The sequence below is a fragment of the Chloroflexota bacterium genome (assembly GCA_013152435.1).
Lineage (GTDB): Bacteria > Chloroflexota > Anaerolineae > DUEN01 > DUEN01 > DUEN01.
Genome location: JAADGJ010000034.1, coordinates 18,830 through 39,451, shown reverse-complemented (window position 1 = coordinate 39,451; position 20,622 = coordinate 18,830). Strand labels below are relative to the sequence as shown.

The window sequence follows — 20,622 nt, the reverse complement described above, 5'->3', positions numbered from 1 at the left end:
GGCGACACAGAGCGGACTGTTGTCCGCTTGGAGCACGTATGGACAGGCGCAAAGACTCGGGATATGACCCTATAAAGGGGCTGCGCCCCCTTGAGCCTCCCTGGGGACGTGGAAGCATGCCCTCGTGGGGCTTAAGTTGATACCAAAGGGACGCAACGGCGTTGCGTCTCTACCAAATAGGCCTCTATGGGATCGGGCGTTACTTTAGATTGTAGAGGCAGCCCTTGTGGCTGCCTCAGGCGCCCACAAGGGGCGCCCCTACGGTAGGGTTTCAGGGGCAGGTGTTTGAGCTTTGAAAAGCTCTGCGCGGCGTTACCCACATCTCACCGCGGAGATGCCGAGGGCGCAGAGGGAGGGAAAAGAGAAATCATCTCGAGAGGACGATCGATTGCCTCGTCTCTCGAACGGTGCTATACTCCCGCCGATTCCACACCACGTCTCGGGGTAGATTTATGCACACACCACCGCTGCGTTCCCTGTTGGAGTTCGCCCTGGATGCCGCCTGGCAGGCCGGCCGCGTCACGCTGGGATACTTCCAGGCCGGCGTCGCAGCCGAGCGCAAGGCGGACAACACCCCCGTCACCATCGCGGATCGACAGGCCGAGCAGAAGCTGCGGGAGCTGATTGAGCGCTACTGGCCGGACCATGGGATCATCGGCGAGGAGTTCGGCTCTCAGGAGACCCCCTCCGGCCTAACCTGGATCCTCGACCCCATCGACGGCACGAAGTCGTTCGTGCATGGGGTGCCATTATACGCCGTGCTCGTCGCGCTGACCGACGGCCAAGCGCCGCTGATCGGCGTGGCTCACTTCCCCGCATTGGGGGAGACGGTCTACGCCGCCCGGGGGGAGGGGTGCTACTGGAACGGACGTCGCGCCCGCGTCTCCACGGTCAGCGATCTGAAGGACGCCACCCTGCTGGCCAGCGACCTGAACACTTTTTCCCTCTATGGAAAGGCCGAGGCCTGGCAACGACTGATCGACGCCACCTATATCCAACGCACCTGGGGCGACGCCTACGGCTACGCGCTGGTGGCCACCGGCCGGGCGGAAATCATGGTCGATCCAGCCATGGAGGTGTGGGACTCTGGGCCGCTCCAGGTCATCCTGGAGGAGGCGGGGGGAACGTTCACCGATTGGAACGGCGTCCCAACCATCTATGGCCGGGAGGCCATCGCCACCAACGGCATTCTGTTCGATCAGGTGATGGCACTCGTCCGGGGTTGACGCCCAGACGGGGCCCCAGGCGTCCGCGGAGGGCTACCCTGTGGAGGCAAGCGAGGTCGTACGTCGATGGCTTCAAGGCCCTCGCCGGCGCAAGAGAGCCGACGGCCTCGCCCTCGCGGGCTACATCCTGCTGGCCGCGATCTTCTACGCGCCGTTGCTGTTGGGCCTGCGCCGATTCCCGGACGGCGACTTCACCCATCACTTCCTCCCCTTTAGCCTCTTCCTGCGTGAGGAGCTGCTGGCCGGCCGCCTGCCGATCTGGAACCCCTACACCTATTCCGGCCACCCCTTCCTGGCCGACATCCAGGCGGCCGTCCTCTACCCGCTGGGCGATCTGATCCTCCTGCTCACCCTTCCCTGGGGAACGCCCGGGGCGCGCCTGTATTTTCTGGAGGCGGAGGCCGCCCTTCACCTCGCGCTGGCGGGCTTCTTCACCTATCTGCTGGCGCGCGATCTGACGGGGCATCGAGGCGCGGCCTTCCTCGCCGGCTGCGCGTTCGCCCTCTCCGGCTATCTCACCGGCTATCCACCGCTGCAGCTGGCCATTCTGCGCACGGCGATTTGGCTGCCGCTGGTCTTGTGGCTTCTACTGCGAGGGATGAGCCGCCCCACCCAGTGGCGATGGTGGACCGGGGCCGCACTGGCGTATGCGATGGCCCTCCTGGCCGGCCACGCGCAGACGTTCCTGTTCCTGAGCTACGCCGTCAGCGCCTGGATCGTCCTCCTCCTGACCTGGACGGTCCGCCGCGGCCTGCCCTCGCGGGAGATCGCCCATCGCGTGTTGGGCGTGGTGGGCTTCGCCCTGCTCGCCCTGGGGGTCAGCGCGGCCCAGCTATGGCCCAGCGTCGAGTTCGCCCGGCTCAGCACGCGCGCCCACGCGGACTACGCCTATCTCAGCGGCGGGTTCCCCCTGCGAGACACGTGGCAATTGCTGCTCCCCGGCGTGCTCACCTGGTTCTCGCCGCTCTACGTGAGCGTCGCAGCGCTCGGCCTGGCCCTCATGGCGTCGGCCCACGTCCTCTCCGGCGACAGACGGAAGGCGTCCTCCGGCTTTCTGCCCGCCCGCTGGGGTATCCTCTTCTTCGCCGGCGTCGCCCTGTTCTTCCTGCTCCTCTCCTACGGCGGCAACGGGTTTCTATATCCTTTGTTCTACCGGTGGGCGCCCGGCGGCCGTCTCTTCCGCGGGCAGGAGCGGGCGGCCTACGGCGTCGCCTTCGGGCTGAGCGTCCTGGCCGGATACGGCGCCGCCTCCCTCGGCCGCCTCCCCGCGCGCACGCGGCGGGCGGTCGCGTGGACCTTCGCGGGCGTCATCGTAGCCGGGGTTGTCGTCTTCGGGCTGGGCTGGCAGCGCCCCGGGCATACCGCCGTCCCCCTTCGTGAGTCCCTGGCCATCGCCGGGGCCGTATGCGCGTTCGCCCTGGCGTCAAGCCTGGCGATCGCGACGGAGCGGGCGGCACGCTGGCGGGTGCCCATCCTCACGCTCCTGATCGTGAGCGATCTCTTCCTGGCCAATTTCACCACGAACTTGGCGGAGGGCGGCCCGGCGGCCTGGACGAGCCTCCCGCCGGAGGCCGAAGCTGTGCAGGCCGCGGTGACGGAGCGAGCCACGGCGAACCTGGGCCTGCCCGGGCGGGTGTACAATGAGTACCGGGTCTACGAGGACTACGGGATGGTCGCCCGCGTGGAGGACGTGTGGGGGAGCAGCCCGCTGCGCCTGGCCCGCTACGCGATGCTGTTCGAGGACTTCCCCCTGGATCGCATGTGGCGCCTGACCGGGGTGGAGCACGTGCTGACCTGGCGACGGGAGCTGTTCGAGCCCAGCACCCTGCTGGCGGAGTTCCCCCAGGAGACCGACACGACGTATTTACATCGCCTGAAGGAGCCCAACCCGCGCGCCTGGGTGACCCATGACGTGGTCTTCGCGGACGATGAGGAGACCAAACGCCTACTGGCCGATCACCAATTCGATCTGGAGACCACGGCCGTGCTCCCCGTGGAAGCTCGAGACAGGACAACTCTCGAGAATGCCGAGGTGGGGCCATCGCCCCCGGCCGGGGAAAGCACCATCCGTTTGGAGCGCCTCGCGCCGTATCGGCTCCTCGTGCGGGGGCGAAGCGACCGCGAGGGGCTGCTGATCGTGAGCGAGAACTGGATGCCCGGCTGGCGGGCTCTTCGACGCGATGAGGGTGCCCAGACGCTCCCCGTGTTCCGCGCGGATCTGACGTTCCTGGGGATCCCGGTGCCCGCCGGCGAGTGGGAGGTCGAGCTCATCTATCGGCCGGATAGCGTTCGGCTTGGGCTGCTCATCAGCGAGCTCTCGCTGGCCCTGTTGTGCGTCGTCAGCATCTGGCGCTGGCGATGGGGACGGAGAAGATGAGGCGCGTCGGCGAGCGAGTCTCCATCCTCGCCGTGATCCTGTTGGCGTTCGCCCTGCGGGTCTTCCGGCTGGGCGCTCAGGAGCTACGGGGGGACGAGGCGTTCGGCTACTTCTTCAGCCTGCGCCCCGTGTCTGACATGATCCGGGCCACGTTGACGCTGGGGGAGCCTCACCCGGTGGGCAGCTACCTCATCGAGAAGGGCTGGCTCTCCCTGGCCGGACACAGCGAGTTCGCCCTTCGGTTCATCAGCGCCTGGTTCGGCACCCTGGCGGTGGGGATCGTGTACCGGCTCGGTCGACGCCTGGGGCTTCCCCGAGGGACGGCGGGCGTTGGCGCCCTCCTGCTCGCGACCAGCCCGTACGCCATCTGGCATAGCCAGGACGCCCGGATGTACACCATGAGCCTGGCGTTGACGGCCGCCAGCACCTGGCTGGCGATGGAGATGACCGCGCGGCCGCGGCATTCCCTCTGGCTCGCGTACGCGCTGGTCAGCTGGTCCACCCTGCAGGTGCACTACTTCGCGGGCTTCGTGCTCGTGGCGCAGAACGTCTTCGTGTTCGGCCGGGCATGGCTCAGGCCCCAACATCGCGGCGAAATCCCCCGCTGGGCGACGGCGCAACTGGCCATCGCCGCCCTGTACGCGCCATGGCTCTGGCTGGCGAGAGATACGATCGCGCATTATGGCGGGAACGGGGACTCGCCTGGGCTCGTCCAGGCGCTCTGGCGAGCCTTCAGCGTCTTCGCCGTCGGGGAGACGGTGCCGACGGGACGACGCCCCCTCTACGCCCTGCTCGGCGGGGTTCTGGCGCTGGGCGGCGCCCTTCGTCTGATACAGGCTGGCGGAGTCAAGCGGGATGCGGCCTGGCTGCTGGCCCTCTATCTCGTCATCCCGGTGGGGATCACCTGGCTCAGCGCGCGGAGCCGCCCGATCTTCAACGAGCGCTACCTGATCGCCGCGACGCCCCCCTTCTACCTGCTCGTGGCGGCGGCTGTGTCTACCCGTGCGCCTTCATCTAAGCAAGCACGCACGTTGCGTACCATCGGCCAGGCCTCGGGGCTGCTCATCCTGGCCATCATGACCCTCGGCGCGCTGGGTTCCTTGGGCCGTTACTACACCGCCCCGGCGTACAGCAAGACCATTGGCTGGCGGGCGCTGGCCGAGACCATCCAGCGTTGGACGATAGGGGTGCCCGCGGACCGGGTGCGCATCGCGCAGAACTTCCCCGATCCGACGCTGTGGTACTATTACAGAGGACCGATAGAGCACGTCGTCCTGCCGCCCGCCGCACACGACGCGGACGGCGCCGATCAGGAGGTGGCGGAGCTGATCGCCCAGGGGGTGGGTTGGGTGATCCTTCCAGTCCAGCCCAGCCCCCTGTGGGACGACGCGGGGATCGCCCAGGCGGCCCTGGCCAGGGCATACGCCCGGGTTCTCGAGCGGCAGGTGGGGGTGTGGCCGCTGCAGCTCTACGTCCGGCCAGACCCCAAGCGGATGCATCCGCTCGATGTGACCTTCGCGAACGGGCTGACGCTGCAGGCCGCCGCGGTCGAGCCGCAGACGCTAACCCCCGGCGGGCTGCTGGTGGTCCATCTGGGATGGGAGGGTCGGGGCAATGCGTTGGCGGGCACGGAGAAGCTGTTCATCCATCTCGTGCCCGCGGAGGGCCCGCTGATCCCCATCGCGCAGATCGACCCGCCGCTGCGTGCGGCCGATGTGGGGAAGCCGGCGGTAAGCTACGCCATCTTCCTGCCGGAGACGTTGCCCCGGGGCACGTATCGGGTGCTCGCGGGCATCTACGATCCCGGGCAGTCAGGCGCGCCACGCGTTCTGACGGCCGAGGGGGCCGACCATGTGGAGCTGGCATCCATTTCCACACGCTAGAGGAGTGACAAAGCCGGGACAAAGCAGCGCTTTGCCCCAAAGAACTACGGAGGGTGAGCCATGAACGTCATCGGCATCATGCTGGACAGCTTCCGACAGGATCACATCAGCTTCTACAATGGCGGACAGCCCGTCTTCGAGGGCGTCCCGGCCTGCCAGACGCCCAACCTGGACGCGTTCGCCCGGGAGTGCATCGTCTTCGACAACGCGTACCCTGAGGCGCTGCCAACCATCCCGGTGCGCACGCAGCTCTTCACCGGCCAGGCCACGCTGCCCTTCCGCCCCTGGCAGCCTCTGACCAAGGAGGACCTCTCCATCGCCGAGATCCTGCGGGCCGAGGGATACGTGTGCGGTCTCATCTCCGACTGCTACCATTATCGGGCGCCGGGCATGAACTTCCACCGCGGCTTCCACATGTATCGCTGGATCCGGGGACAGGAGTACGACCCGTGGACCTCCCATCCGCCGCGCCGCAATCTGGATGACTACGTCAACGAGCATTATGACGAGGTGTGGCGCGGCCGGGTGGCCCAATTCCTCGCCAACACCGACGATTTCACTCGCGAGGAAGATTGGTTCCCCGCCAAGGTGGTGGACGAGGCCATCGACTGGCTGAAGCACAACCGGGTCCACAAGCGCGTCTTCCTCTGGATCGACTCCTTCGACCCGCACGAGCCGTGGGATCCACCGGCTCGCTTCGACACCTACACGGATCCTAACTACAACGGCAAGCGGCTCATCATGCCCATGGGCGGGCCGGCGGAGGAGTGGGCCACCCCCGAGGAGATCCGATACATCCAGGGGTTATACGCGGGCGAAGCCGCGTTCGTGGATCACTGCCTGGGCCGGTTGTTCGATGCGTTGAAGGAGCTGGGCTACTACGACGACTCTGTGATCGTCCTGTTGGCGGATCACGGGCATCCCCTGGCCGATCACGGCAAGTTCCTTAAGGGCGGCGACCGCATGTATAGCGAGCTGCTCAAGGTGCCGTTCATGATCCGATTGCCCGGCGGCGAGGGCGCCCGTCGCACCCAGGCCATCGTCCAGTTCCACGACATGCTGCCCACGATTCTGGATCTGCTGGGCCTTGCGCACAACACGTCGGCCATGCACGGCCGCAGCTTCCTGCCGGTGCTGCGCGGTGACGCGGATGAGCATCGCGACGTCATCATCACCGGCTACCACGAGGCGCCCGATCGGTGTATCCGTGATAAGACGTGGAGCTACATCCGGCGGCCGGAGGGGGAGCCGGACGAGTTGTATAACCTGATCGAGGACCCGCGCGAGCGGAGGAACCTGATCGACGAGTACCCGGAGGAGGCGCGCCGTCTGGCCCGCGCCTTCGGCAGCTACTTCCGGCGAGGGGCCGCCCAGGTGGAGGTCAAAGGCATCCAGGGCAAGTACGAGCTGGCCTCCGGCGGGATCGCGTGACCTCCCCTGGGAGCTTGCTCAATCTCCCAGAGACCAGAATCCATATGTTGCTTTACCTGGGCGAAGATCCATAGAACTTAGCCTTGATAAACTCGAAGAAGTGCTATGCTAAAATCATAGCACCGGCGAGAGAAGGCTTTAGCCCTCTTTGAGGATAAGGATTCGGACGACGCTCGCCGGTGCTCCGTTGTCTCGCGTGCCTGATGGCTTCGGGATGCTAGAGGGGAGGCTCTTATGTGGCACGCACTACGCATCTCGCTGAAATCTGATCCTAACTTCGTCTCCTCGGTAACCGATCTATTGCGATCCACATCACGCAACATCATTCTCGTCACCGGCGGCGCCTGTTTGATCTGGCAGTTCCTGATCGCGGATGATGTAGGAAGGCATCTGGGCTTCGCTTTCATCCCCGTCACCGGGGTCATCATCCTGACCTGCGCTCTGTCCCTCTGGCTGCTCGGGAGATACTACCTCCTCGCTCAAGCGATCTGGCACCTCGGGATCGCGACAGCCATCACGCTCATCATCTACCTGTTCCGACAATCCGAGGTGGTGTTCCTATACGTATTGTTGCCGCTCATGGCCTCGGTTACCCTGGGCTGGACGGCTGGCTTGCTCGCCGAGGGCCTGGCGATCGGATTGGTGCTGGGGCTTGGCCCCGGCTTAGGATGGATCCCGATATCCAACGGATACGCCGCCTCGGTCATCGTGGGCGGGATCTTCGCCGGGCTGCTCGGCGGGGCCGCGACCCAAACGCTGCTCACCGTAACGCAGTGGTCTCTCTTCAGCTTTGAACAAGCCCGACAGAAAATGGAGGAGGCCCGTGATCGACAAGCGAAGCTCCGACAAGTCCAGGAAGACCTGATCCAGGCGAATGGGGAACTGGCCAGGTTGTCGGATCGATTGCGGGTGATGTACCGGGTCGCTGAAGAGGCACGCCGGGCGAAAGAGGAATTCGTGGCCAACGTGAGCCATGAGTTACGCACGCCGCTGAACATGATCATCGGCTTCAGCGAGATGATCACCGAGTCGCCCCAAGTGTACGGCGAGAAACTGCCCCCCGCTCTTCTCGCCGATATCGCTGTCATCCAACGTAATAGCCAACATCTGGCCAAACTGGTGGACGACGTGCTTGATCTCAGCCAGATCGAAGCCAGGCGCATGGCGCTGAGCAAGGAATGGACCTCCCCCTATGAGATCATCGAAGAGGCCACCCGAGTTGTGGAACCTCTGTTCAAGTCGAAGGGGCTCTCCTTGGAAGTGGAGCTTCCCCCTGACTTGCCCTTGATCTTTTGCGACCGGACGCGTATCCGCCAGGTGGTGATCAATCTGCTGAGCAACGCCGGCCGTTTCACCGAACGGGGTGGGGCCTGGGTAAAGATCTGGCGCGAGGAAGGCCACATGATGATCAGCGTGATCGACACCGGCCCTGGCATTCCCCTGGCAGATCGAGAACGGCTTTTCGAGCCTTTTCAGCAGGCAGACAGCTCCATACGCCGCCGTTATGGCGGTAGTGGCCTGGGGTTGAGCATCAGCAAGCGGTTCGTAGAGATGCACGGGGGAAAGATATGGGTGGAGAGCCCTTCGCCCGTTGCCCACTCGCAGGGCCAGCTTGGGGCAAACGGGAATGGGGTCGGCACGACGATCACCTTCAGCCTACCCATAGAGCCTCCTACCCCCACGGCTCATGCTGCCCACGACATAAAACGATGGTTCAGCCCATATAGCAGGTATGAGTACCGGGTCCGCACCAGGCGGTCGGAAGCCCCTGCGCCGGTGGTGAACCCTCGATTCGTTCTTCTAGAGAAAGGGAAGATGCTGCAACGGCTGTTTCGCCGTTATAGCGATAACGTCGAGATCGTCTCTGTCCAGAGCCCTGAAGAAGCGATACATGAGTTGAAGCGCTCGCCGGCTCAAGCGCTCATCGCCAACCTCTCCCCGCTGGAAGATGCATCGGCCATGATGGATCGGCTGGCAGACCTGCCGTACGGAACGCCGGTGATGACCTGTTGGGCACCCGGAGAGGATGAGGCCGCCAGGCAGTTGGGTGTCACGCGCTACCTGTTGAAGCCGATCACCCGAGAGAAGCTGCTCTCCGCGCTGGAGGACCTGGGCGGGGAGGTGGAGACCATACTGCTTGTAGATGATGAGCCGGGACAGCTACAACTTCTTACACGTATGCTATCTGCAACTCGACGCGGTTACCGGATCTTGCAGGCCAGGGACGGACAGCAAGCGCTCAATCTGCTACGCCAGCGGCGACCTGACGCCATGCTGCTCGACCTGATCATGCCAGGAAAGGATGGGTTCCGGGTGCTTCACGAGAAGGGCCAAGATCCCACAATACGAGAGATCCCGGTCATCGTGGTTTCATGCAAAGATCCGACCGGTGGTCCCGTGGTGAGCGAGAGGTTGACCGTGACACGTAACGGCGGGCTCTCAGGCCCTATCCTCCTGGATTGCATCCAGGTCATCAGCGAGATACTGGCTCCAACCATTCAGCCAGCCGGTCAAGGGCAACCAGGAAGGCCTGCCGCTTGACTGGCTTACGCACATAGCCATCGGCACCAAGGGAGTCGGCCAGTTCCTCTTGAGGAAGGATCGTGCACACGATGATGGGGATATGGCGGGTAAGCGGATGCTGCTTCAGCAAAGCCAGCAACTCCCAGCCATCCACCCGAGGCATCATCACATCCAATACGATAATACGAGGGGAAAACCTCTCAACCAGGTCCAGAATCTGATCAGGATCATCTGTACTGACAAGATGATATCGGGTATTTGAGGTGTATCGCTGTAAGAGTCTCAGGGTGTCTACATTATCATCGATAACCAGCACGGGCAGCTGTTCCAGAGCAGGGATCGTGAGCCTGGCATTAAACTTCCCCCCGTCGATCGACAAGTTCAGCTTACCCCTACACATGTCCACCAAGTAGCGCGCCATCTCCACGCTGGCCTGATCATCATCAACAACCGGCGCATCCCCGGGATGGGCTTCAGCGCACCGGATCTCGATCTCAACCTCCTGGTGCAACCGCCTACCGGAGACGACGATCGTACCGCCAGAAGCTCGATGGATGGCCACACTGATCAGATTCAAAAGGACCTGCTTTAGAGCCAGCTGATGCACGGCAAGATAGGGAAGATCTCCCAGAGGCATGACCTCCAGGTGAACTCCATATTGCGTGGCCAGTGGCTGGATCCGATCCAGCACTGCCAGCAGGGTCTGGTGAAGATCCACCGGAGCTTCCGGCGGGACCTCCTTCAACCAAGCCAGCTCCTCGTCCACGGTGGGTATAGCCACCGGTTCTTGCTCGAAAGAGCTCCCCGCATTCTCAAAGAACTTGGCCTCCAGGTCGAACTGCTCCCAGAGCGTATCGGCCAGGGTCTCCAGAGCCGCACGCTGCCAGCGGCTCAGCTGGCGGACGCTGATGCCCAGCTGATCTGCAACCTGCTGTCGGCTTAACTGCTGCACATACCGGTAATAGAGAGCACCATAGATCTGCCAGGCAGGGGACTGCGACATCTCATCCCCCACAGGCTCGAGGGACTCAATCGCCTCAATCAGGACGCGTCGCAAGGCCGCCGGCGCGTCGAATCGATCGGCCACGCCCAACAAGGTAGCCAAAGGAGAACGGCGCAGATAGCCTGGATCATCGTACAGATGATTTAAGGCGCCACGTAGGTGTTTCAGGAATTGCTCTCGGGGCAGCATGTCCCTTTTCTGTCCTAATTCAGGCCCAATGTCACCCATCGAGTAAGAAATCTATATTACATTATACAATGAGCACAAGTCAGCTGGCAATCGTGTTCCGCATTCACCTCTGGCCATTCTCGTCAAAATCACCCAGGTCAACAACCGGGATCTCAGCCTGCAGTCCATCTCACGGATCAGGAGGCTTGAGGAAACTGCTGGCGATGCCGGTCATTTTTGTCCATGGGACTCGGAGGCTCGGTCTGCTGGATCACTCATAAGTCACAAGTCAGGAGGAGAAGAAATGGCAAGGCGAGATTCTCCCTTCACAAGTCATAAGGTGAGCCGCCGAGAGATGCTCCGCCTCTCCGCGGCGACGCTCACAGGCGCACTGGTTGCGGCATGTGCAGGAATGCCCCAAGCCGCCCCACAAGTCCAGGAGGAGAAACCGACCAAAGCTGCCGCAGAGCCCGTGACCATCGTCGCCACATCCCAGATGGGCGTGCAAACCTGGGACGGATCCTTGAAACGGGCGAAGGAACGATACCCGAACATCGAGTTGAGAGTGGATCAGACCGACATGCCAGGGGGATGGTCCGGATATGCGGACCTCATCATCACGCGCATCGCCGGCGGCGAGCAGCTCGATCTGGTGATGATCGCCGTCGAGGGGATTCCCCTGCTATCCACCACCAAAGTCCTGCGGCCGCTCGATCCATTCTTCGATGCCGATCCCGAGGCCCAGGACATGCTCATGAACGACACCCACGAACTGCTGCGTGAGATGTTGCAATGGAAGGGGCAGCAAATGGAATTCCCCTTCTCGTGGAACAACATGGTCATGTACTACAACACCGCCATCTTCGAGGAGAAGGGCGTGGATCCCCCCTCCCCCGATTGGACGTGGGACGACTTCCTGGAAACCTGCGTGAAGATCGCCGATGTCAAGGGCACGGCTGAGGACCTGTACGCCTACTCCTTCTGGGGCGGGGGCATGTTCGGGATGTGTGCCTGGTACTTTGTCAACGATACCAGCCCTCTGACTGACGACTGGCGCGATTCGAACATGCTCGACCCGAAGGTCGCCGAGACGCTCCAGTTCCTGGCCGACCTGATCTTGAAGCACAAGGTGGCTCCCAACCCGGCCGGGTGGGACGAGTGGGGACAGTTCCATTCCGGGCATCTGGCCATGCGGACCTGCGGCCGTTGGTGCATCGGAGGTTCCCTTAACGCGGGCTTCGAGACATACGACCTTCAGTACCAGCCCCATAAGTCTGGCCCACTGCGGACCGTCGCCGGCACGGACGGCTGGGGGATGACCAACGCGTGCAAGACCCCCGACGAGGCATGGGATATTCTGACGCTCCTGTCAGGCCGTGAGGCCTCCATGGACATGGTGAAGCTCGGCGGCAATATTCCCACGCTTCGCTCCGTCGCTGAGACGCCCGAGTTCCGAGAGTATGGGCCACCGAACACGGCGATCTTCTACGAATCACTGGACTACGCCGACACCGTGGTCTCACCGCCCAACTTCAACATCATCGAGCCGTTGCTCAACCGCCATTACCAGGGCATCTGGAACGGTGAGGTCAGCGTTGAAGAGGCGGTGCAGGCAGCACACGAGGAACTCCAGGCGGAGATGGATAAACTCAAGGAGAAGATGGGCGACGAGCCGTTCCGGGTCGGATGAAAACCCCGACCAGATGATGGATCGAGCGTTCCGAGCTAGTCGGCGCATCCTTGCTCCTGGGGGATCCCCACGCGATCCCCCAGGAGTTTTCGCCGATTACCGGGCGAGTTCATGTTTGGCACGGGCTCATCGCCACCTCAAGCCCCATACACCCAGGTAGGGCAGGCAAATCGGTTCACCGTCGTAGTGGGCATCCCCTTCTTGGGGTGTATAATGTCCTCGGATGACGCCTATCCACGGTGGAGGAGATATGGCCCAGACGAGCATGGATCGCATTCGGAGAATTACAGCCGCTATGCGATCTCCTGCGGACCACACAATGCGGACATGGGTTCATGAAGCGATCTCCGGATATCTCTTCATCCTTCCCGCTGTATTCTTACTGATGGCATTCCTAATCGTGCCGATCCTCGCCTCGGTCGCGCTGGTGTTCACAGACTACTCCCTCCTGGCGCCACCCCAATGGGTCGGCCTGGAGAACCTCTCACGCCTGTTGCATGATAAACGCATGTTCATCACTTACCGGAACAGCCTCTACATCACGATCGGTGCGACGACGCTGAATAACGTTTTGGGCCTGTTGTTGGCCATGGGCGTGAACCGCAAGATGCCGGGAGTACTCAGATACCTTCTTCGCACGGCGTTCTTCTTCCCCGTTCTGACCACGACCGCTTCCCTAGCCGTCGTCTGGCGGTTCATCCTGACGCAAGACCGCGGTATCCTCAATTACCTGCTCCAGCAGGTCGGGCTGGAACCCGTTCCCTGGCTCAGCAGCATGCGATGGGCCATCCCCTCCGTTATCCTCTATGATGTCTGGAAGAGTTGCGGCTATCTCATGGTACTCTATCTCGCCGGCCTGCAGGGGATCCCGGACGTCCTTTATGAGGCAGCAAAGATCGACGGGGCAAATCGTTTGCAGCTGACCCGTTACGTCACATTACCGCTGATCACCCCCACCGCTTTCTTCTGCATCGTCATCTCTCTGATCGGCGCCTTTCAGATCTTCGACAACGCCTACGTGTTGACCGAAGGAGGTCCGGGCGACGCCTCGCGCACCATCGCCATGTACATCTATGAAATGGCCTTTAAGCGGTACGAGATGGGATACGCGTCGGCAGTAGCGCTCTCGCTGCTCGTCGTCTTGGTAGCGCTGACGCTGTTCCAGCTCTGGATAAGCCGGAAATGGGTCCACTATGAGTAGGATGTGTACACGCCTTCAATCGAGGTGACAGGGACTGCCAATGGCCACCGCACGTGCGACAGATCCAAAAACGTATCTCCGAAAATTCGCGCTCCAGCGTGCTGGCTTCTACGCCGGCGAGACGATCATCTGGGCATTGCTCATCGCCATGGCCATCATCGAGATCGCGCCGATCATGTGGATGTTTTCCACCTCGCTGCGCAATCCCGGTGAGTCGTTCGAGCTACCACCGGATTTCCTGCCCACCGCGTGGCGATGGGACAACTACCTTGCCGTCATCCGGTCGGAGAAGATCAACTTCCCACTTTTCTTCTGGAACAGCCTCAAGATCGCCCTGATCGTTACGGGGAGCCAGCTTTTCACGTGTGCACTGGCAGCGTTCGCCTTCGCCCGTCTGCGCTTCCCCGGGCGAGATACCCTCTTCTTCCTGTTCCTGGCCTCCATGATGGTGCCGGCACAGGTCACCACGGTGCCCGTCTTCATCCTCATCCGATCCCTGCACCTCATGGATACCCACTGGGCGCTTATCCTGCCCAGCATGACCAGCGCGTTCGGCGTGTTTTTACTGCGTCAATTCTTCCTGACGCTACCCGAGGATCTCATGGACGCGGCCAAGATCGATGGCGCCGGGTTCTTCAGAATCTTCTGGCGAATCATGCTGCCTCTCGTCGGGCCGGGGCTCTCAGCCTTGGGGATTTTCACCTTTCTCGGATCATGGAACAATTTCTATGGCCCCTTGCTCTTCCTCAGATCCTGGGACAAACTGACCTTCCCTTTGGCCCTCGTGACCCTGCAAGGGTACATGGGCATGGGCAATCGCGCCCACGTATTGGCCGGCATCATGATGTCCATCTTCCCAGTGTTACTGTTCTTCCTGCTGGCCCAACGCTTCGTCATCAGGGGAATCGCGCTCACCGGATTGAAAGCATGAAACATGAGAAAGGGAGCCCATCAACACGCCGATGAGACCGGAGGATCCGCGGCACCTGAGCCGGCACACCTACGTCCGGCTGACGGTTCAGCAGCTTTGGGAGAACCTCCCCTCCATGTTGCTCGCCAGCCTGCTGTTCTCCATCTGCTGGGCGCCGGCATTCTTCCTCGCGACCCTCGGCCTGTGGATGCCAGCTCTGATGATCGGCGTGGTGATCACAGCCCCGGGCTGGACCGCTCTCCTGGCGCATGAGGCGGAAATGGTGCTCCGGCCCAGGTCGAGCATTCGCATCATGTTCAGGGCCTGGCCGCGCTTCTGGGCTCGCAGCGTCGGACTGGGGCTCCTGGGCTGCCTTCCACTGCTCGCCATGCTGTTAACACTTCCCATCCTCTCACACCCCCGGGTGCCATTGATAGCCTGGCTGGGGCTGGCCGCGGATGCATCCGCCTTGATCATTCTCACGACGCTCTACCTCTACGCCTTTCCTGTGATCGCGTTATATGACGCGGACTTATACACGGCCCTTCGCAGCGCGTTGATCCTGGCAAGCCGTCACATCCACAACTCGCTTGGCCTGCTCGCGATGGGCGTCCTGTTCGCCTTCGCCGTCTTCTACATCAGCCCCGGGCTTCTTTTCATCCTCCCGGCCGTATGGGGCATCTTCATCGTCAACAATTGCCGAATGGTCGTGGATGAGGAGATGGCCCAGGCCGATGAGGAGACAAGAGGCCGATAGGCTCCATACCTACACGGCGAGGAAACCACAATGTCCGATCCCTCCACGATCTGGCCGGTACTGACCCATTATGAAGGAGAAACGCTCCGGGAGATCGCTTTCCCCCTGGGCGGCATAGGCACGGGAACGATCTCACTGGGGGGACGCGCCGAGCTACGCGATTTCGAGATCTTCAACCGCCCGGCCAAGGGGCTCACGCCGCCTTACACGTTCTTCGCGCTGCGCGCCCAGGCGGAAGGAGGCCCCGCGGTGACGAGAGCGCTCGAAGGGGTGCTCCAGCCGCCATACAGCGGCAGCTTCGGCGTCGGGAATCCCACGGCGGGGCTGCCCAGGATGCGCCATGTGGCCCTGGACGCGGCCTATCCCTTCGCTCGATACACGCTCAGCGACCCGGACGTCCCCCTGACCGTCCACCTCGAGGCCTTCAACCCGTTGATCCCGCTGGATGCCGATCGCTCGAGCCTGCCCGTCGCCGTGCTTCGATACGTGCTGGTGAACCCAAGCGACCACCCCGTGCAGGCCAGCGTGGCAGGCAGCCTGCTGAATTTCATCGGCATGGAGGATTGCTCCTGCGGAACCGGCCCGACGGTCGCGCCCGGGGCGCTGGGCAGCCTGCTGGGCGGCAACGTCAACGAGGTACGCCGGGGAACAGCCAACGACGGCACTTCGCTCTGTGGGTTACTCATGCGCTCTGAACGCGTGCCGCCGCGCACGCCCCAGGATGGGACCATGGCGCTCGTCGTGCTGGCCGAGGAGGCATCATGGCGGCGCACCTGGGGCCCCACCCACTGGAATCGCCACTTGCTCACCTTCTGGGACGATTTCAGCACGGACGGCCGCTTCGATGACCCGGAGGACGTTCCCCCTAGCCCGAAAGGGGAGGGGCAGATCGGCTCGCTGGGGGTGACCACCTGGGTGGAGCCCAAGAGCCGGACGGCGATCACCTTCCTGCTGTGCTGGCACTTCCCCCATCGCACGGCGGCCGGCTGCGGATGGAACACATTGGATGAGGGCGGCGGCTGGATCGGGAACGAGTGCGCCAAGCGCTACGCCGATGCCTGGGATGTGGCCCTGCAGGTGACGCCGCAACTTCCGCAACTGGAAGAGGAGAGCCTGCGCTTCGTGCGCGCGTTCGTCTCCACCGACCTGCCCCAGTCGGTCAAGGAGGCGGCGCTCAACAACCTCTCCACCCTGCGCACCCAAACTTGCTTCCGCACGGCGGACGGGAACTTCTTCGGGTTCGAGGGATGCTGTGACGGCGAGGGATGCTGCTTCGGCTCATGCACCCACGTGTGGAACTACGAACAGGCAACCGCCTTCGTCTTCCCCGAGCTGGCCCGCAACATGCGCGAGCTGGAGCTTGAGCACGGGACATTGGAGAGTGGGATGAACTGCTTCCGTCTGCGCCTGCCTCTGGGCGGGGAGCCCTGGGCCCACGCGGCCGCGGACGGACAGATGGGCGTGGTGATGAAGTGCTATCGGGAATGGCAGCTCAGCGGGGACGCCGATTTCCTGTCCTGCCACTGGCCGACCATCCGATCCCTGATCCGCTATTGCTGGCTGCCGGGTGGATGGGACGCCGATCAGGACGGCATCATGGAGGGCGTCCAGCACAACACCTATGACGTCGAGTTCTTCGGCCCCAATCCGCTGACGGGGATCTGGTATCTAGGCGCTCTGCGAGCGGCAGAGGAGATGGCCAAAGCGGTTGGAGACACGGAGTTCGCTCGACGGTGCCGTCAGCTCTTCGAGCAGGGCAGCGCATGGATCGATGAGCACCTCTTCAACGGCGAGTACTACGTCCAGCAGATCCGCACGCCCGCCAGCCTGGACGAGACGCGCCCGGAGCTGCGCGTCGGTATGGGGGAGACGGATCTGGCCGACCCGGATTTCCAATTGGGCAACGGCTGTCTCATCGACCAGCTGGTGGGGCAATATATGGCTCATGTCGTGGGGTTGGGGTACCTGCTGAAGCCGGAGAACGTGAAGGCCGCGCTGCAGTCCCTGTTCCGATACAATTTCCGCCGCGATCTCTACGATCACTGGAACGTCATGCGCACCTTCGCGCTCGCGGACGAGGGCGCCTTGCTCATCTGCACCTGGCCCCACGGCGACCGCCCCGGGGTGCCGTTCCCGTACTTCAGCGAGGTGATGACCGGCTTCGAGTACCAGGCCGCGGCGCACATGATCTACGAGGGGCTGGTAGAAGAGGGTCTCGCCGTGATCGACGCCATACGGGCGCGATTCGATGGCCACCGACGTAACCCCTGGAACGAGCAGGAGTGCGGCCATCACTACGCCCGCGCCATGGCGAGCTGGGCAGCCCTGTTGGCGCTCGGCGGGTTCCACTACTCCGCCGTGTCGGGATCGTTGGAACTCGCGCCGCGCTGGAAGCCGGAGTCTTTCCGATCCATCTGGACGACCCCGTTCGGCTGGGGGACCGTCACCCAGACGACCCGGGGAGCCGAGCAGGTCGTGAGATGGGAGGTCCTGGCAGGCAGGCTCCCCGTGCGAGCCATGCGGTACGAGATCTCCCAGGGGAAGAGGGTAAGCACAGCGGGGGTGGAGATAGCCTGCCAGCCGGTCGCGATCGAGGTCGCGCAGGAGGGGAGATCCGTCGAGATCGCTCTCTCGCGGCCGACCCAGGTCTCGGCAGGCCAATCCCTGACCGTGCGCATCGGCCTAGGTAGCGGCGATTCATGAATCGCCGCTACCCGACGAAACGTGATCCATCCCCATAAGGAGGAGGAAATTCTATGGCCATATCCGTCTCGCGCCAACGCAAGATCTATCGAGGCGAATCCCTGCGCGCCATCGCCATGCCTCTGGGCGGCATCGGCACCGGCACCATCGCCCTGTGTGGCGACGGCTCCCTGCGCCAGTGGCAGATCCACAATCAGGTGAACCACCTGGCGTGCGTTCCCCACTCCTTCTTCGCCGCATGGGCGCGGCGAGCCCGCCCGCCCGAGGAGCCGACCGCCCATGTACTCCAATCCGACGCGCTGTATGATGTCGAAGGTCCAGCGCCGCCGCCGACGTCCAACGATCATCTAGTGCCCCTGGCGCATCGGAAGTTGTTGCGACAACTCCCGGGCGTCGAGGGCACCGAGTTCATCGGCGAATATCCCATCGCCGAGCTGAGATATCACGATCCGGCGCTGCCACTCGAGGTCAGCATGGAGGCGTTCAGCCCCTTTATCCCACTCAACGCGAAAGACTCCGGCCTCCCCGCCATCCTCTTCCACATCACGGTGACGAATCCAACTGACGAGGTGATGCTGGCCTCCGTGGCCGCCACGCTCCAGAACGCGGTCGGCACGGGGTCACGCCGATCTTCGACAACGAATGCTTCCTCTACGGCGGCAACTTCAACACGCTGGTCCAGCTACGCGACATGACCGCCATCCATATGCAGACGAACCGCCTACCCGAGGACGACGACGGCTACGGTAGCATGGCGCTGGCGGCCCTGACTCCGGATACGACCTACCTGACCCAGTGGGATGACCTAGACGCCCTGTGGGCCGACTTCAGCTCCGACGGCCGGCTGAGTAACGCGGCCGACAGCACGCCCAGCGCGATCGGTCGCACCTGGAACGGCGCGCTGGCTGTGCGCTCGCCCCAGGCGAATCCCGCACCGTGACGTTCCTTATCACATGGTACTTCCCCAATCGCTACGTCAACTGGTCCCAACGCCAGTTCTTCAACTTCGACGATGAGAAGAGCAAGTTCTGGCTGGGCAACCAGTACAACAACTGGTTCCGGTCAGCATTGGACGTGGCGGAATACGTCCGGGACAACCTGAATCGGTTGGTCGAACAGACGCGATCGGCCCGTGACACGTTCTACGACACGACGCTCCCCTACGCGCTCATCGACGCGGTCACATCTCAAATGAGCATTATCCGCTCTCCGACCTGCTTCTGGGCGGAGGACGGCCGCTTCTTCGGGTTCGAGGGATGCCACGGCGCCTCCACGTCCCATCACGAGCCCATCGGCGGCTGCTGCCCGCTGAACTGCACCCACGTCTGGAACTACGAGATGGCGTTGGCCCGGCTGTTCCCAGCGCTGGAGCGCACCATGCGCGAGACGGAATGGGATATCCAGCAACACCCGTCGGGCTATCTGCCGCATCGGGTGCTGCTCCCCACGTACCTGCCACGCGTCTGGGATCGCGAGATCGGCGGCCCGGCCCATCCGGCTCTGGACGGGCTGCTGGGCGCCATCCTGAAGACGTATCGCGAGTATCGAGCATGCGGCGACGCGGACTGGCTGGTGCACGTCTGGCCCTCCGTGAAGCGGGCGCTGCACTACGTCTGGACTCAGCACGACCCAGACCGGAGCGGCGTCATCGAGGGCGAGCAGCCCAACACGTACGACATCTCCATCTATGGCGCCAACACGTTCATCGGCACGCTCTACCTGGCCGCGCTGCGGGCCGTGGAGGCCATGGCCCGCCTGCAGGGGGAGGAAGACCTGGCCGTCGAGTGCCGCGCGGTCTATGAGCGCGGTCGGGAGGCTTTGGACGATCGGCTGTGGAACGGTGAGTACTACATCCAGGACGTGGACCTGGAGAGGTATCCGGAGCAGAACTGGGGCCTTGGCTGCCACTCAGATCAGTTGCTGGGGCAGTGGTGGGCACACATCCTGGGACTGGGCCACGTGCTGGATCCGGAACATGTGCGACAGGCGGCTCGGTCCATCTTCCGCTACAACTTCCGGGAGCACTTCCGCGACCACGTGCAACGGCCGCGCGTCTTCGTCACTGAGGACGATCAGGGTTTGCTGAACTGCACCTGGCCCAAGGGCGGCCGGCCGGAGGTCCCGACCCTCTACTCGGATGAGGTGTGGACCGGGATCGAGTACGAGGTGGCGGGACTGCTGCTGTACGAAGGGGGAGTCGAGGAGGCTCTGCGCATCGTGGAGGCCACGCGCGCCCGCTACGACGGCCGCAAGCAGAACCCGTGGAACGACATCGAGTGCGGCGACCATTACGTGCGGGCCATGGCCTCGTGGGCGTTGCTGGAGGCCGCGTCGGGATATCGATACGACGCGGGCGCAGCCGAGATCGGGTTCGCTCCCATCATCACGCCGGAGGACTTCCGGGCGCCCTTCGTCGCCCGCGACGGGTGGGGCACGTTCACACAAAACATCCACGAGGGCGTTCAGACGGATATCCTTCAATTGGCCCATGGCTCATTGATGATCAAAATCCTGTGCCTGCATACGCAACATGTGGTACAATCGATAACGGCCATGAAGGAAGATCACGCAATCCCCATCTCGTTTACCCAGGAGGATGGGACCATCGTGATCGTCTTCTCGGAGCCGCTGGAGCTTACCGCCGGCCAGGCTCTGACCATCCAATCGGAACTGGGCTAACGGGCTCGTCACATAGGATCGAGGATCATCGTCCAGTGGGTGATCCTCGATCTTACAAATCACACCCGCAG

14 protein-coding genes are annotated in these 20,622 nt (G+C 63.1%); 13 read left to right on the top strand and 1 reads right to left on the bottom strand.

From position 1 onward, the window contains the following. The first annotated feature begins 452 nt into the window (after nucleotides 1-452). The 5 genes from hisN to GXP39_04230 all read left to right on the top strand — a co-directional run bounded on the left by hisN (nucleotide 453) and on the right by GXP39_04230 (nucleotide 9,458). Nucleotides 453-1,226, top strand: coding sequence for a histidinol-phosphatase (hisN, locus tag GXP39_04250; protein NOZ27252.1), 774 nt, complete (start codon nucleotides 453-455; stop codon nucleotides 1,224-1,226). A 40-nt stretch (nucleotides 1,227-1,266) separates the two neighbouring features. Next, nucleotides 1,267-3,603, top strand: a complete 2,337-nt coding sequence (locus GXP39_04245; protein ID NOZ27251.1) for a YfhO family protein — start codon at nucleotides 1,267-1,269, stop codon at nucleotides 3,601-3,603. Then, nucleotides 3,558-5,486 carry a phospholipid carrier-dependent glycosyltransferase gene (locus GXP39_04240; GenBank protein NOZ27250.1) on the top strand — a complete coding sequence of 643 codons (1,929 nt, stop codon included), beginning with the start codon at nucleotides 3,558-3,560 and terminating at the stop codon, nucleotides 5,484-5,486. Before GXP39_04245 ends, GXP39_04240 begins: the two co-directional genes overlap by 46 nt. Nucleotides 5,487-5,546: 60 nt before the next feature. Beyond that, nucleotides 5,547-6,917, top strand: a complete 1,371-nt coding sequence (locus GXP39_04235; protein NOZ27249.1) for a sulfatase-like hydrolase/transferase — start codon at nucleotides 5,547-5,549, stop codon at nucleotides 6,915-6,917. 234 nt (nucleotides 6,918-7,151) lie between these two features. After that, a complete protein-coding gene (locus GXP39_04230; GenBank protein ID NOZ27248.1) occupies nucleotides 7,152-9,458 on the top strand; it encodes a response regulator in 2,307 nt (768 codons plus the stop codon). Here the strand turns inward: GXP39_04230 and GXP39_04225 are convergent. Then, entirely contained in the window at nucleotides 9,391-10,632 is a 1,242-nt protein-coding gene (locus GXP39_04225) for a response regulator (protein NOZ27247.1), read from the bottom strand. The two genes, GXP39_04230 and GXP39_04225, sit on opposite strands and share 68 nt — an antisense overlap. A 283-nt stretch (nucleotides 10,633-10,915) precedes the next feature. Here GXP39_04225 and GXP39_04220 point away from each other — a divergent pair, with 283 nt between their 5' ends. From GXP39_04220 to GXP39_04185, 8 genes are all read left to right on the top strand, one after another. Beyond that, nucleotides 10,916-12,301: a sugar ABC transporter substrate-binding protein gene (locus GXP39_04220; GenBank protein ID NOZ27246.1), complete on the top strand. Its 1,386-nt coding sequence runs from the start codon at nucleotides 10,916-10,918 to the stop codon at nucleotides 12,299-12,301. A gap of 385 nt (nucleotides 12,302-12,686) precedes the next feature. Further along, nucleotides 12,687-13,502: a sugar ABC transporter permease gene (locus GXP39_04215; protein ID NOZ27245.1), complete on the top strand. Its 816-nt coding sequence runs from the start codon at nucleotides 12,687-12,689 to the stop codon at nucleotides 13,500-13,502. Between the two features lie 40 nt (nucleotides 13,503-13,542). Further along, nucleotides 13,543-14,433 (top strand): carbohydrate ABC transporter permease, encoded by an 891-nt coding sequence (locus GXP39_04210; protein ID NOZ27244.1) that lies wholly within the window; start codon nucleotides 13,543-13,545, stop codon nucleotides 14,431-14,433. A 31-nt stretch (nucleotides 14,434-14,464) separates the two neighbouring features. Beyond that, nucleotides 14,465-15,169, top strand: a complete 705-nt coding sequence (locus GXP39_04205; protein NOZ27243.1) for a hypothetical protein — start codon at nucleotides 14,465-14,467, stop codon at nucleotides 15,167-15,169. Between the two features lie 30 nt (nucleotides 15,170-15,199). Continuing rightward, nucleotides 15,200-17,872 carry a hypothetical protein gene (locus GXP39_04200; protein ID NOZ27242.1) on the top strand — a complete coding sequence of 891 codons (2,673 nt, stop codon included), beginning with the start codon at nucleotides 15,200-15,202 and terminating at the stop codon, nucleotides 17,870-17,872. A 53-nt stretch (nucleotides 17,873-17,925) separates the two neighbouring features. Beyond that, nucleotides 17,926-18,567, top strand: coding sequence for a hypothetical protein (locus GXP39_04195; GenBank protein NOZ27241.1), 642 nt, complete (start codon nucleotides 17,926-17,928; stop codon nucleotides 18,565-18,567). Further along, complete coding sequence (locus GXP39_04190; GenBank protein NOZ27240.1) at nucleotides 18,564-18,812, top strand: hypothetical protein; 249 nt, start codon at nucleotides 18,564-18,566, stop codon at nucleotides 18,810-18,812. The genes GXP39_04195 and GXP39_04190 overlap by 4 nt, the downstream gene beginning before the upstream one ends. Continuing rightward, entirely contained in the window at nucleotides 18,809-20,551 is a 1,743-nt protein-coding gene (locus GXP39_04185) for a hypothetical protein (GenBank protein NOZ27239.1), read from the top strand. Before GXP39_04190 ends, GXP39_04185 begins: the two co-directional genes overlap by 4 nt. The last annotated feature ends 71 nt before the right edge of the window (nucleotides 20,552-20,622 follow it).